We start from the raw sequence: 12,576 nt of genomic DNA, 5'->3' as shown, positions 1-12,576 counted from the left end.
GAGGCATATGAAAGTAAAATTATTAGGCGTAACGCTGAACATGAACGTAGAAGAACTTGCAAATCCGGATATTGCTAAAAAGTATGAAGACGGAATCGCAAGAGCCTTAATTGAGATTGTAGATGCAGGAGAAGAAACGGTAGGGTCAGAAGGAATCCGGAAACAGTGCCAGGCAGTGATTGATACATTTGAAGACATGTTTGGAGAAGAGGATACCAAAAAAGTACTGGGGGAAAGGACTAATATTTTCCGGTGTTTAGATGCCTTTGACGAATATGTTAGTCTGTACTCCGATGTGGTAACACCGGCTATTAATGAACGGGCAGAAAAGTACAGAAGAGCCCGTCTGAATGAACGCTAATATTATCCTGAACCGGCTTCCGGACAGAGTAGAAATTGGAGGTAAGGAATATCAGATACGTTCTGATTTCCGAACCTCTATTTTGTTTGAAGCTATGATTCGGAGTACATTGAATGACAAAGAGAAATTAATACAGATGCTACACATGTATTATCCTGTTATTCCACAGGAAACGGGAGAAGCAATTAAGAAAGCTGTATGGTTCTATAACTGCGGAAGAGAGCCGCAGAAAGAGCAATGTGAAAAAAACCACACCAAACAGGAGTTTAAAAGACATAAAACTTCTTATAGCTTTGAACAGGACGCACCTTATATTTATGCCGATTTTTTGAGGGAATATAAAATAAATCTTCGGAGGATTGAGAGTGAGGAACTTCATTGGTGGGAATTCAACGCTTTGTTTGATTCTCTTTCAGAAAATAGCAAGATTAAGAAGATTATGTACTGGAGGACCTGTGACACAGCAGGAATGAGCAGGAAAGAGGTACAGCGCATCAATGAACTTCGGAAATACTACAAACTAGAAGATGAATTGTCATGCAGCGCAAAGATTTCTCTTGCTCAAAGAAATCAGCGCATGAAGGACTATGTGCAGAAGCGCTTCCAGGAGGTGAACAGACGTGTCGAAACATAAAGTAGAAATAGATGTTTCTTTGAACATGGACGGGCTTTCGAAGGATTTTGATGCCTTAGAGAAAAAAGCAAAGGCTGGGACGAAAACAACGGTTTCGGCAGTTAGTCAGCTGGCATCTGTTATGGAGGAAACCGGAGCAGCTACAAAAGGAGCCGGACAGGATTTTGAAAAAGTATCCGATGATATGAAAAAAGCGTCTAAGGAAACTTCTGAGGAGATAGAAGACCTAAAGAAGGCCATAGACAACACAAAAGATAGCACAGAGGGGTTAAAAGATTCTGAAAGGGAATTTGGAAGGCAGTCCAGGGAAACAGGAAAAAACCAGGAGGAATTGGGGGAAAAGACAGAAGAAACCAGACAGAAATTAGAACAGTCAAGAGAAAGCTTCCTGTCATGGGGGAATGTGGCAAAAACGGCAGTGAAAGGCGCGACGGTAGTCACAGGGATTTTATTCGCTGCCATGGGAACCGCAGCTGGTGTTTCTGCCAAATTCGGAACAGAATATAAGCAAGCCTCAAATACTATACAGACTTCTACGGGAGCGACTAAAGAAGAGATGGAAGGGCTCTCGGAGGTTATGAAAAATGTCTATACCGGAAATTTCGGAGAGGACATGAACGAGGTTGCGCAAGCAGTTGCTACTGTGAAAAAAAGTCTTGGGGGTACAGACCAGGAAATTCAAAAGGCTACAGAGGCTGCTTTTGGTTTCCGTGATACCTTTGGCTATGATATCTCTGAATCTACAAGAGCTGCAAGCATGCTTATGAAAACCTTTGGTACAGATGCGGAACATGCTTATGATTTAATGGCGAAAGGCGCACAGAAGGGGTTAGACTTTTCGGGAGAAATGCTGGATTCTATCATAGAATATGCACCGCAGTTTTCTAAAGCCGGACTGTCAGCAGAGCAGATGTTCAATATCATGGCATCAGGATACGAAGCAGGAGCCTGGAATCTGGATAAGGTAGGAGATGCCGTAAAGGAATTAAATATCCGTCTGGTAGATGGTTCTAAGACAACCGCAGAAGGCTTGGAAATGATTGGCATGAACGCAGACGAAGTTGCAAAGAAAATGTCAGAAGGCGGAGAAACGGCTACCGAAACTTACAAGCAGGTTGTAAAAGGTCTTGCCGAAATGGACGATAAGCAGGCTCAGAACATTGCAGGCGTAAATCTTTTTGGAACCATGTGGGAAGATCTTGGTCCTGGTGTGGTTGAGCAGCTTGCTGTGATGGAAGGGGCATATGATGACGTAAAAGGCACCATGGAAGAAATTAACCGAGTAAAGTATGATGATGTCGGAAGTGCCCTGGAAGCTTTGAAAAGGAAAGCGGAGGTTTCTCTCTTACTTCCTATTTCGGAAAATATCATGCCTGCAATTTCTAATGCTACAGAAGCAGCAATTGGATACATTGATGAGCTGGCAAATGCGTATGAAACCCAAGGAGTCAAAGGGTTAGTAGAAGAGGCTGGAGAAATTTTTGCTGATATAGCTACGAATGCTGCCGAACAGGCGCCGGAAATGGTAGATGTGGCGGTGAACTTTATAGATAATACAGTAAAAGGATTACAGAAGAATAAAAGAAAGCTTGCCAATGCAGGGAAAGAACTTACAAAAGCTTTGTGCGGTGCAGTTGTGAATTTACTTCCAAAAGAACTTCAGGAGCCTGTAGAAGATGCCATGGACAGTCTGGTAGACAGCATTACCGGGGGCGGTATCCGAAACGGGGTAAAGACCTTTTCTAATATTTTTGAGAATGGGTTTGAGGTAGTGGCCAAAGTAACAAAAACGGTATTGCCACCATTTATAAAAATAGTAGATAAGACAGCTGATAACCTGGATATCTTAATTCCTCTGGTGGCAGCAGGAGCCGCCGCATTTGAGGGGTACAAGGTAGTAGACGGTGTGACAGGTTCAATCAAAGCGTCTGCGAAGGCAGTTGAACTGTTGGCAGAAGCAGAAAAGACGGGAACGGTTGCACAGTTGGCCTCTACAGGGGCTGTGAAAGCAAAAGATATAGCCGTAGCGCTTCTTACCGGCAAGATTAAACTGGCAACCGTAGCACAAACAGCCTGGAACGCTATTATGGCAGCGAATCCTATAGGGCTTGTGATTACGGCGGTCGGAGCGTTGGTGGCTGGATTGACAGTTTATAAACTGGCTACAGATGATTCCAAAGAATCCCAATACGCCTTAACCGAAGAACAGAAGAAAGCCAACAAAGAAATCCATAAACAGTATGAGGCTTACAAGGAACTGGATTCTGCAAGAAAAGAATCAATGGAAAGCATCGATGCCGAATATGGTTATCTTACAGAGTTAAACGATGAGCTGAAAGGGTTGATAGATTCCAACGGACAGGTAAAAGCCGGATATGAAGACAGGGCAAATTTTATTGTCAATCAGTTGTCGGAGGCTCTTGGCATTGAAAAAGAAAAAGTCTGGGAAATCATTCAGGCCAATGGAAGTTTGGGCGATTCCATAGACCAGATTATCGAAAAGAAAAAAGCAGAAGCCCTTTTGACTGCCAATGAAGAGGCATATGCAGAAGCAATTAAGCAGAAAGACAGTGCGCTTAAAAGCTACACGGACAAGTTATCTGAATACGAAGCAGCACAGAAAAAATACAACGATGCACAGGAAGCGGCAACAAAAGCTCAGGAAGAGTACCAGGAGATTTTAAAGAATTCACCGGAAGCCGCAGCTGCTCATCAACTTGCCAGCCGGGAAATTTATGAGGCTGCAGATGAGGCAAAGGCGGCATATGATGAAACAAAGAAAACTCTTAAAGAAGCAGAAGAAACTTATGTTGGATATAATGCGACAATTCAGAATTATGAAGGTTTATCCAGTGCAATTATTTCCGGCGATGCCGCAAAGATTAATGAAGCAATGCAGAATATCCAGAATAGCTTTATCACTGCTGAAACCGGGACAGAAAAAAGCCTTAAAAAACAAGTCAAAAATACGGAAGACCATTATAAGGCTATGAAAAAGGCTGTAGAAGACGGGACTCCGGGTGTTACGCAGGAGATGGTAGATTCTGCAAAACATATGGTGGATAAGTCTAAGGCAGAACTGGACAAGCTTCAGCAGAAGGCAAAGGAATCCACTGAAAAAGCCGGAAACAGCGCCGCACAGGGAATTGCAGGAACAACCCCTCATATGATAGAGGTTATGGAAAACCTGGCACAGTCGGCAATGGATACATTAGATTCAAAATCTGGAGAATTTGAGAAGACGGGAGAAGATTCTGGAGAAGCCGTGAATCAGGGGTTATCCAGTAAGAAAGCTGATATTGATAAGACCTCAAAGGAGATTGCAGATTCTTCCAATAAACAGCTTGGCAGCGCAGATACTAAAAAAACTGGCGAGAGAAAAACTGATGAATACGATAATGGGGTTGCCAGTAATAAAGGAAAGATTGAGCGGACTTCGAAAAATATTGCCGATTCCTCTAACGAAAAGCTTGGCTCTGCAGATACTCAGGGCACAGGAAGCCGAAAAACCAAAGAGTATGATTTAGGAGTTGGAAGCAATAAAAGCAGCATAGACCTTACATCAAAGGCTATTGCCGATTCCTCTGATAGCTTACTCGGAAGTGCAGATACAGGATATACCGGGCGAAGAAAAGGTTCTGAGTATGATAATGGGTTGGGAAGTAATCGCTGGGGCATAGATTCCACTTCCCGATGGCTTTCAGATACAGCAAATGCAGGAATGGGTTCTTCTAATACAAGGGCTACAGGTGAGAGTCAAGGCGGAGAGTACGTTTCCGGTGTAGAAAGCAACGATCGGGGAGCAAATGCGGCGGGAGCGTCATTGGCGGAAAATGCCGATTCCGGCGCACGGTCTTATGACGGTTATGGACCCGGTTCGGATTTTGGTTCAGGCTTCACTTCAGGAATAAGAGATTGGTTTTCAGACGCTGTAGATGCAGCAACAAGTTTGGCTTCAAAAGCCTTCAATGCGGCAAAAAGATGGTTGGATGAACATTCTCCATCAAGAAAGACGAGAAAAGTAGGACAGTATTTTAGTGAAGGCTTTGCTCTGGGCATTGAAGATAAAGAAAAAATGGCTGAGAAGGCTTCTGAAAATCTTGCGAAAGCGGCTCTTGATTCTGTGGAATTTCCGGAATTTAACCTTGGAATGAATTCAGAAGAAATACAAGAAGCTGTGGGATTTATAAATGAAGCAGTTTCCAGGCGGGGAGAGATTTTCGCAAGGACGGCATTTGCGGTGAATGCAGAAAAATATGAAAAACAGCAAAGTGACAGGCTGTCAGACAGAGAAATCCAGGCAATCGGAAAAGCTGTCGCTGATGTTGTGAATGACCGCATGGAAGAATTTAAGTTTGTGGTAGGCACCCGGGAATTTGGACGAGCAGTAAGGGAGGTTAAGAAGTGAGGATTTATTATAAAACTGGAACAGGCAGTGAGATTATAAATTTAGACCAGCCCCCTTACTGGATGCAGACAGGGGATTTCTTGGATTATGTCTGGGAGTATGAAATATCAGGTAGGCATATCGGGAAACTACGAAAAACAGTCCAGGAAAAAGAATTTACCATTACTGTTTTCGGAAAGACAGAGGAAGAATACGCCCATAATATAAATACGCTGCATCAGGCTTTTGAAAGAGATGTTTTGAAGAATACCCCAGGAAGGCTTTATTTTGGAGAGTATTACCTTTCTTGCTTCGTCTATACCAGTGAAAAGACAGAATGGGAATACGGCTGCAATTCCATGGATAACACTCTGGGAATTATAGAAGCAAATTCATTTTGGAGAAGGGAAACTACTCATCGTTATCTTCCACAACAGAAACCAGTAGAAGGGGACGTCCAAAATCCAGATATTTCAGGGGAAAAACTGGAAGGGGAACTGCTCGGGCATGGAGCTGTGGTAAAAGATTTCCCATTTGATTTTTTGAAGCCATCTAATCTAAAAATCACATATCCCCTGTTTGGGTTTCCGTTTGATTTGGTTGGGACGCATGGAAGAAGGACACTAAATAACGAGGCTTTTACAGACACGGATTTCGTCATGATCATCTATGGATTTGTGGATAATCCTAATATCCAGATTGCAGGACACCCGTATACCGTATATGCAACAATTTACGAAGGGGAGCGGCTGATTATCGACAGCGCAGCCGGAACGGTAAAGAAAATCGGACGCTTGGGAGAAGAAACAAACCTGTATAACGCCAGAAGAAAAGACTATTCCGTATTTCGAAAAATACCTCCGGGAGTACAGACGGTTAGCTGGCCGGGAACTTACGGGGTAGATATTATACTTTACGATGAAAGGAGTGAACCGAAATGGAGTTTATAATCTGTTCAGCAGATAAAATGGAAAAAGGAAGGATTTCGGATTCCGCTATACTTGACTTTGACATAGGGGATACCAATGACGTGGAAATTACCTGTGAAAAAGGGCTTTTGGATTTTGGCATGTATCTGATATGTCCCGGGACAGAATACGGCGCTTTAATAGAGGAAACGGACTCCTGGACAAATGAGGCAGAAGAAAAGTGGCTGGGGAATTCTTTCCGAAGGTTCTTACAGGAATTTATCATTGAACCGCCGGCAGGACAGGATTATAGGATTGTCAAAGGGGACGCTCATGACGTTATGCGACAGGTGCTGAATGGTGCCTTTGACGGTCTGTTTACCATTCCGGAAGAACCCAGTGGCGTAGATGTAGGCACTTACCAGTTTGACCGCTATACAGATGCGCTCACCGGCTTCACGAAGATGCTTCTAAGGAGAAATGCCAGGATTCATATAGAGATAAAGCAAGGCGGCTCAAATGAGCCGTTTTCTGTTGTACTTTCTGCTGTGCCTATCCGGAATTTATCCAGCGAGATTGAATATTCACAGGATAGTAAAATTGCAATCAATCTCAAAGAATCCAGACGGGGAATCAATCACCTGATTTGCTTAGGAAAAGGAGAACTGAAGGACAGACAGGTGGCGCATCTGTACGCTCAGTTGGACGGCAGTATACGGCAGGATAAGAAATATTATAACGGGCTTTTGGAGCGTACGGCTGTTTACGATTACAGTAGTGCAGAAGGAATGGAGGACTTAATTGAAAATGGTACGGAAAAACTGCAGGAGCTGATGGGCAAAAAGACCATGGGTATGAGTGTTCAGGAGGCCGACCTGCAGATTGGGGATATCATTGCCGGACGGGATTACGAAACAGGTGTATATCTGCAAAAGCCGGTTGTGCAAAAGATTGTAAAAGTGGAAAATGAAACTCTGACAATAGAATATAAGGTGGAAGGAGAGAGTTAGAATGGCACTGAATTTGGTAACCGGATATAAAGGCCGGGACCATATCACTGCAGAACAGTGGGCAGACTTTAACCGTGGTATTTTTGGGGAAGCAGCTATTCTGCCGGTAGGAAATAAAATGGCGGTGGCAATCCAGACCGCGAACCAGATTACAGTCAAAGACGGGGTGGCGGTTTTTGACGGAAGAGAGGTATATATTGGATACGGGGAATCTGAAAATATTACCATACAGTCCGGAACGCAGGGCATGCAGCGAAGAGATATCGTAGTAGTAAAATATACCAGGAATGAAGAAACAGGAGTTGAGGAGGTAGCTTTTGAAGTGGTGAACGGGCTTCCTGCATCTTCAAACCCTGAGGACCCGGTTTATCAGAATACGGATATCAGAACAGGGGTGTTTGTATCACAGAAGCCGTTTTGCCGCGTAAGGATTAATGGAACAGCGATTGAGGGCATTGATATGCTGGTTGCTGAAAAAAAATTCAAAACAGTAGCTTTTACCGGAAACTATAACGACCTTTCAAACAGACCGGCGTTAAAGGCGGTTGCGACAAGTGGAAGTTACAACGATTTAACGAATAAACCTGCCTCTTTGCCTGCGGAGGGAGGAAATGCTGCTACAGTAGGTGGAAAAAACACGGAAACACTGCAAAATTACAACAATCTTACTAATAAGCCTAAATTAGGTAGTGCAGCATCTCAGGGAGTGGCAAATAACTTCACGACAAATACGGCTGGATATGTTGCAGATGCCAGGACTGTTAAGCAGTTAAAAGATGGTTTGTCCGCGAAAATAGTAAGCGAATCCGGAAATATCTCTTTCAAGGACGGCGGGAATGGTGAATCCTACGGATATATAACCATTCCGTCCGGTTACGAAATGCTTGCCGTATATATGCAGGAAGTATCTGGTAATGTTAAACTACGCTGCAAAGGATTTAATAAAAATGCCGGGACAGGGGGATATACGGTATGGCTGGATTTTGCGATAAACAGCAATGTTTTTATGCATTGGATTTATGCAAAAATATAAAAAAGTATCCTTGCACCTCCAACCCGGCATTATTGAGTGATATAAGTAAAACCGGTTTTAACATTAACGCCTGAAGTTGGCTTGTGGTACCAATTTTCGTGGATCTCTCCAGTTACACCAATCTCTAAATTTCCGTTTTTGCAATTACCGTTTGAATCTGTTGCAGGGAAAAAGAAGTTTTGATTGTATGCAGCTTTCGGCAATCCAGAAAAAAGTAGTGCATAATCGGTTAAAATCGTCTTTGTTGAAAAAGTCATTTCAACCTGGCATATTTTTCCACATTTATGCCACTTGTACCACTATTTAATACATTTGTATTAGCGTTTCCGCTGCCCTCTGAGTATGACATTGACGCGGACAAATCATCTTTTAACGGAGAAACTAATACCTAATCATTTTTTAGAAAGGAAAGAAAAATTATGGAAAAAATTATTTTTGCAGACAAGACAGAATTTGAGCTCCTCCCGGGAGCAAGCCTGGGAGAAAACAAAGTAATTGTACCAGACTTTGCAGATTTAAAGGCAGTAGCGGAAGCGCTTACAAAAGCAGGAAATCTGGATGCCGTACAGTACAAGAGCAATGAGCAGGTAACCGGAGATTACAAGGATATGAAACTGGAAGCGCCCCTGTTTAAATCTGTGGACTACACACAGGAAAAGAAAGTAATTGCGGTATTCGGAATTCGGGAAAAAACAGAAATGGAAAAAGAAATCGATGAAATTAAAGCGCAGCAGGCAGTACAGGACGGGGCGATTTTAGATCTGGCAGGAATGGTAGGGGGTGAAGCGTAATGGTAGCATTTTATGCCATGAAAATCAAAGACGGTACCATCACTATTGAGGACGTACCGAAATTGTGGAGAAACAAAGTGGAAGCAGCGCTGAAAGAGTAGGCGAAAAACATATGGAAATCAGGGCAGGACCTTAACGGGTCTTATTTTTATGAAATCATAAGCAAAGCAGAGGAAATAAAATATGTATATTGATATCGAAACAATTTTAAAGCTTGCAAGCCTCATAGGTGCTATAGGTGTTATCGGTGGTCTTTTAGTTGCCATCTATAAATTTTACCAAAAGCCCCATGAAACAGAGAAAAAACTAAAGAAGCTGCAAGAACAGCATGAGGATGATATACGCAAAATAAACGAAGAACAGTGCCTGATTACGTATGGATTGCTGGCATGTTTGAAAGGTTTGCAAGAAAAGGGGTGCAATGGGCCGGTAACGGAAGCGATTAACAGAATACAAAAACACCTAAACAAACAAGCACATGATATGGAGGAATGAATATGGAACAGATTATGACTTATGTAAAACCAGAACTGATTGTAGTAACCATTGTCCTTTATTTTATCGGTATGTGGCTAAAACAGTCCCAGACAGTAAATGATAAGTATATCCCCCTGCTTCTGGGAGGTATTGGCATTGTAATCAGTGCAGTGTATGTATTCGCTACCTGCCAGTGTAGCAACGCCCAGGAAATCGCTCTGGCGGTATTTATAGCAGTGACACAAGGCGTACTGGTGGCGGGATTGAGCACCTATGTGAACCAGATGGCAAAGCAGTTAAAAAAAGAAAGAATGATACGTAAAAATACGTGATAAAATATTGACATACGTAAGAATACGTGATAAAATAGAAACATGATAAGGAAAGGAGTTACATAAAATGCCAATGACACCAAGAGAGATGGTCAAACATCTCAAGCAAAATGGGTTTGAGGAAGTCAGGCAAAACGGTTCTCATATTACCATGAAGAACCGGTCTACTGGAAAAACAGTGGTGGTTCCTTATCACTCCAAAGCCATGAAAAAAGGATTGGAGCAGGCAATACTCAAACAAGCGGGGCTGAAATAAGCCCTGCGCCTGAAATAGAAACGGAGGTATTACGTATGGGCAAATTATTTTATCCGGCAATTTTTCACAAAGCAGAAGAAGGCGGTTTCTGGATTTCATTTCCAGATATTCCTGAATGTCTGACTGAAGGAGATGATATGCAGCAGGCATACGAAATGGCAGTAGAGGCTTTGGGTCTTGCCCTGGTAAATCGAAAAGAAGAGAAAGAGGAAATTCCAGTACCTTCTGAAATAGATAGAATCCAGGAAGAAGATGGAACGCTTGTGATTGTGGAGTTTGATATTCAGGAATATTTACGGAAACATAATTCAAAAGCAGTGAAAAAGACATTGAGTATACCGGAATGGCTGAATGAAGAAGCAACAGCAATGGGGGTGAATTTTTCCCAGGTACTTCAGGAAGCATTGATGAATAAATTGAATATTGGAAGATAAAGCAAAGAGAACTTGGAAACAGGTTCTCTATTTTGTTGCGCCGGCGCAACCGGCAGAAAGGAAGATAATATGAGTTTAAGAGTTATTGACGCAGCATCACATCAGGGAGATATGGCACAGGGAAACATGAGTTTTGATGCATTAATTGTAAAGGCGACAGAAGGTTGTACTTATGTGAATCCTTATTGTGAGGGGGAATTTCAGGAAGCCTTGAAACTGGGGAAGAAGCTGGGAGTGTACCACTTTGCCAGAAATGCCAATGGAAACACTCCGGAAGCAGAGGCGGCGTTCTTCATCAAGAACACAAAGGGCTATATTGGAAAAGCCATTCCCGTTTTGGACTGGGAAGACACGGATCCGTCAAATGTAGCCTGGGCGCTTAAATGGCTGCAGCTTGTAGAAAAAGCGTATGGCTGTAAGCCTTTAATCTACATGAGTGAAAGCGTAGTGAACAGATATGACTGGTCTGCTGTGGCAGGTGCGGATTATGGGCTCTGGTGTGCGAAGTACAAAGATAGTGTTCCAGATTATAACTGGGATATGGCAGGCGCGGGACCGGCACCGTCTGTAAAATATTGGAAAACTATGGCTTTATGGCAGTGGACGTCTGCAGGTCGTATTGACGGCCACGGTGGAAATCTGGACTGTTCTATTTTCTATGGAGATGCAGCAGCATGGGATAAATATGTAGGCAAAGGTAATACTCCAACACCGAAACCACCAAAGCCCGCAACCCCTACCCACAAACACAAAGTAGGAGAGCATATTGTGTTTAGCACCTGCTATGCAAGTTCTTCAGACCCAATCAGCAAAGCAATTCAGGCAAGCAAAATGGCAAGAAACCATGGTGTAATCACTAAAATCCAGTCCGGTGCAAGGAATCCGTATCTCCTGGATGCCGACTTGTGTTGGGTAAATGACGGAGATATTCGCGGAGCATACCAGGCAGAGCAGTATTATACAGTAAAATCCGGAGATACTCTTTCTGGTATTGCTGCCAAGTATGGTACCAACTATCAGCATTTAGCACAACTTAATGGGATTGCAGACCCAAACAAAATTTACACAGGGCAGAAAATCAGAGTGAAATAAGTTTTTTTAAAATAAGGCATGGCATAACGCTGTGCCTTATTTATTTTTTGTGAACGTCAGAAAGGAAAATCAGAATATGAAAGAATTGCAGATTTTTAATAACAGGGAATTTGGGCAGATACGGACAATAGAACTGGAAGGGAAGCCATATTTTATGGCGAGTGATGTAGCGAAAGCATTAGGATATATAAGACCAAATGATGCAATTAATCAGCATTGTAGGGCTACGGTAAAACACAGTACCCTTATCAGTGGTAAAATGCAGGAAGTTAATTTCATTGGAGAAGGGGACATGTACCGCCTGATTACTCATAGCAAATTAGAATCGGCAGAAAGATTTGAAACCTGGGTATTCGATGAGGTGCTTCCTTCCATTCGTAAACACGGAATCTATGCTACGGACAACGTAATAGACAATATCCTCAACAATCCGGATTTTGGAATTGAACTGTTGACAAAATTAAAAGAAGAACGTACTGCCAGAGTAGAGGCAGAAAAGAAAAATGCAATTCTTACCCACATAAACAAAACCTATACCATGACAGAAATTGCAAAAGAATTAAACATGAAATCTGCGGTTCAATTAAATAAAATGTTGTCAGAAAAGAAAATCCAGTACCATATCAATGGAACGTGGGTTATGTATTCTAAATACAGTAACTTAGGATACGAGGAGATTAAACAGGAAGTCCTTGATAACGGTAGAGTAATTTATCATAGAAGAATTACACAACTAGGGAGAGAGTTTATTTTGGGGCTATTCTCTGGAAATGTTATAGTTTAAAATACTTCCCCGGTTGCCAGCCGGGGAAAATATTGTATCATCTTTGGAAAAATTTCTGCTGTAGTTATGTAGTGTAA

The 12,576-nt window shown here is 42.5% G+C and carries 15 protein-coding genes; 14 read left to right on the top strand and 1 reads right to left on the bottom strand.

Annotated features, from left to right (window positions below; all coding sequences use genetic code 11):
- Nucleotides 1-7: 7 nt before the first annotated feature.
- The 6 genes from DQQ01_RS12560 to DQQ01_RS12535 are packed head-to-tail and all read left to right on the top strand — an operon-like array spanning nucleotide 8 to nucleotide 8,333.
- Nucleotides 8-361, top strand: a complete 354-nt coding sequence (locus DQQ01_RS12560; protein WP_111920321.1) for a DUF6673 family protein — start codon at nucleotides 8-10, stop codon at nucleotides 359-361.
- Nucleotides 351-995, top strand: a complete 645-nt coding sequence (locus DQQ01_RS12555; protein WP_111920320.1) for a bacteriophage Gp15 family protein — start codon at nucleotides 351-353, stop codon at nucleotides 993-995. The genes DQQ01_RS12560 and DQQ01_RS12555 overlap by 11 nt, the downstream gene beginning before the upstream one ends.
- Nucleotides 982-5,403, top strand: a complete 4,422-nt coding sequence (locus DQQ01_RS12550) for a phage tail tape measure protein (RefSeq protein ID WP_111920319.1) — start codon at nucleotides 982-984, stop codon at nucleotides 5,401-5,403. Before DQQ01_RS12555 ends, DQQ01_RS12550 begins: the two co-directional genes overlap by 14 nt.
- Entirely contained in the window at nucleotides 5,400-6,332 is a 933-nt protein-coding gene (locus DQQ01_RS12545) for a hypothetical protein (protein ID WP_111920318.1), read from the top strand. The genes DQQ01_RS12550 and DQQ01_RS12545 overlap by 4 nt, the downstream gene beginning before the upstream one ends.
- Nucleotides 6,320-7,300, top strand: coding sequence for a hypothetical protein (locus DQQ01_RS12540; protein ID WP_111920317.1), 981 nt, complete (start codon nucleotides 6,320-6,322; stop codon nucleotides 7,298-7,300). Before DQQ01_RS12545 ends, DQQ01_RS12540 begins: the two co-directional genes overlap by 13 nt.
- Before the next feature lies 1 nt (nucleotide 7,301).
- Nucleotides 7,302-8,333 carry a hypothetical protein gene (locus DQQ01_RS12535; RefSeq protein ID WP_111920316.1) on the top strand — a complete coding sequence of 344 codons (1,032 nt, stop codon included), beginning with the start codon at nucleotides 7,302-7,304 and terminating at the stop codon, nucleotides 8,331-8,333.
- 29 nt (nucleotides 8,334-8,362) lie between these two features.
- Here DQQ01_RS12535 and DQQ01_RS15925 read toward each other — a convergent pair whose 3' ends face one another.
- Nucleotides 8,363-8,590 (bottom strand): hypothetical protein, encoded by a 228-nt coding sequence (locus DQQ01_RS15925; protein WP_162624313.1) that lies wholly within the window; start codon nucleotides 8,588-8,590, stop codon nucleotides 8,363-8,365.
- A gap of 162 nt (nucleotides 8,591-8,752) precedes the next feature.
- Here DQQ01_RS15925 and DQQ01_RS12530 point away from each other — a divergent pair, with 162 nt between their 5' ends.
- The 8 genes from DQQ01_RS12530 to DQQ01_RS12500 all read left to right on the top strand — a co-directional run bounded on the left by DQQ01_RS12530 (nucleotide 8,753) and on the right by DQQ01_RS12500 (nucleotide 12,499).
- A complete protein-coding gene (locus DQQ01_RS12530) occupies nucleotides 8,753-9,124 on the top strand; it encodes a hypothetical protein (RefSeq protein WP_111920315.1) in 372 nt (123 codons plus the stop codon).
- Nucleotides 9,124-9,225 (top strand): CD1375 family protein, encoded by a 102-nt coding sequence (locus DQQ01_RS16950; RefSeq protein ID WP_278278145.1) that lies wholly within the window; start codon nucleotides 9,124-9,126, stop codon nucleotides 9,223-9,225. Before DQQ01_RS12530 ends, DQQ01_RS16950 begins: the two co-directional genes overlap by 1 nt.
- A gap of 82 nt (nucleotides 9,226-9,307) precedes the next feature.
- Nucleotides 9,308-9,619, top strand: a complete 312-nt coding sequence (locus DQQ01_RS12525) for a branched-chain amino acid ABC transporter permease (RefSeq protein ID WP_111920314.1) — start codon at nucleotides 9,308-9,310, stop codon at nucleotides 9,617-9,619.
- Between the two features lie 2 nt (nucleotides 9,620-9,621).
- Nucleotides 9,622-9,933, top strand: a complete 312-nt coding sequence (locus DQQ01_RS12520; RefSeq protein WP_111920313.1) for a phage holin family protein — start codon at nucleotides 9,622-9,624, stop codon at nucleotides 9,931-9,933.
- Nucleotides 9,934-10,000: 67 nt separating this feature from the next.
- Complete coding sequence (locus DQQ01_RS12515) at nucleotides 10,001-10,189, top strand: type II toxin-antitoxin system HicA family toxin (protein ID WP_111920312.1); 189 nt, start codon at nucleotides 10,001-10,003, stop codon at nucleotides 10,187-10,189.
- Between the two features lie 35 nt (nucleotides 10,190-10,224).
- A complete protein-coding gene (locus DQQ01_RS12510; RefSeq protein ID WP_111920311.1) occupies nucleotides 10,225-10,623 on the top strand; it encodes a type II toxin-antitoxin system HicB family antitoxin in 399 nt (132 codons plus the stop codon).
- 69 nt (nucleotides 10,624-10,692) lie between these two features.
- Nucleotides 10,693-11,715: a GH25 family lysozyme gene (locus tag DQQ01_RS16945; RefSeq protein WP_162624312.1), complete on the top strand. Its 1,023-nt coding sequence runs from the start codon at nucleotides 10,693-10,695 to the stop codon at nucleotides 11,713-11,715.
- Between the two features lie 76 nt (nucleotides 11,716-11,791).
- Nucleotides 11,792-12,499, top strand: a complete 708-nt coding sequence (locus tag DQQ01_RS12500; protein WP_111920310.1) for a BRO family protein — start codon at nucleotides 11,792-11,794, stop codon at nucleotides 12,497-12,499.
- The last annotated feature ends 77 nt before the right edge of the window (nucleotides 12,500-12,576 follow it).

Source organism: Blautia argi (assembly GCF_003287895.1).
GTDB lineage: Bacteria > Bacillota > Clostridia > Lachnospirales > Lachnospiraceae > Blautia > Blautia argi.
This window is presented reverse-complemented; position numbering and strand designations above follow the sequence as displayed.

Bases quoted from the DNA above. Each gene is read 5' to 3' on its own strand.
- DQQ01_RS12560 (WP_111920321.1), top strand. From the start codon at position 8: ATGAAAGTAAAATTATTAGGCGTAACGCTGAACATGAACGTAGAAGAA.
- DQQ01_RS12555 (WP_111920320.1), top strand. From the start codon at position 351: ATGAACGCTAATATTATCCTGAACCGGCTTCCGGACAGAGTAGAAATT.
- DQQ01_RS12540 (WP_111920317.1), top strand. From the start codon at position 6,320: ATGGAGTTTATAATCTGTTCAGCAGATAAAATGGAAAAAGGAAGGATT.
- DQQ01_RS12535 (WP_111920316.1), top strand. From the start codon at position 7,302: ATGGCACTGAATTTGGTAACCGGATATAAAGGCCGGGACCATATCACT.
- DQQ01_RS15925 (WP_162624313.1), bottom strand. From the start codon at position 8,590: ATGACTTTTTCAACAAAGACGATTTTAACCGATTATGCACTACTTTTT.
- DQQ01_RS12530 (WP_111920315.1), top strand. From the start codon at position 8,753: ATGGAAAAAATTATTTTTGCAGACAAGACAGAATTTGAGCTCCTCCCG.
- DQQ01_RS16950 (WP_278278145.1), top strand. From the start codon at position 9,124: ATGGTAGCATTTTATGCCATGAAAATCAAAGACGGTACCATCACTATT.
- DQQ01_RS12525 (WP_111920314.1), top strand. From the start codon at position 9,308: ATGTATATTGATATCGAAACAATTTTAAAGCTTGCAAGCCTCATAGGT.
- DQQ01_RS12520 (WP_111920313.1), top strand. From the start codon at position 9,622: ATGGAACAGATTATGACTTATGTAAAACCAGAACTGATTGTAGTAACC.
- DQQ01_RS12515 (WP_111920312.1), top strand. From the start codon at position 10,001: ATGCCAATGACACCAAGAGAGATGGTCAAACATCTCAAGCAAAATGGG.
- DQQ01_RS12510 (WP_111920311.1), top strand. From the start codon at position 10,225: ATGGGCAAATTATTTTATCCGGCAATTTTTCACAAAGCAGAAGAAGGC.
- DQQ01_RS16945 (WP_162624312.1), top strand. From the start codon at position 10,693: ATGAGTTTAAGAGTTATTGACGCAGCATCACATCAGGGAGATATGGCA.
- DQQ01_RS12500 (WP_111920310.1), top strand. From the start codon at position 11,792: ATGAAAGAATTGCAGATTTTTAATAACAGGGAATTTGGGCAGATACGG.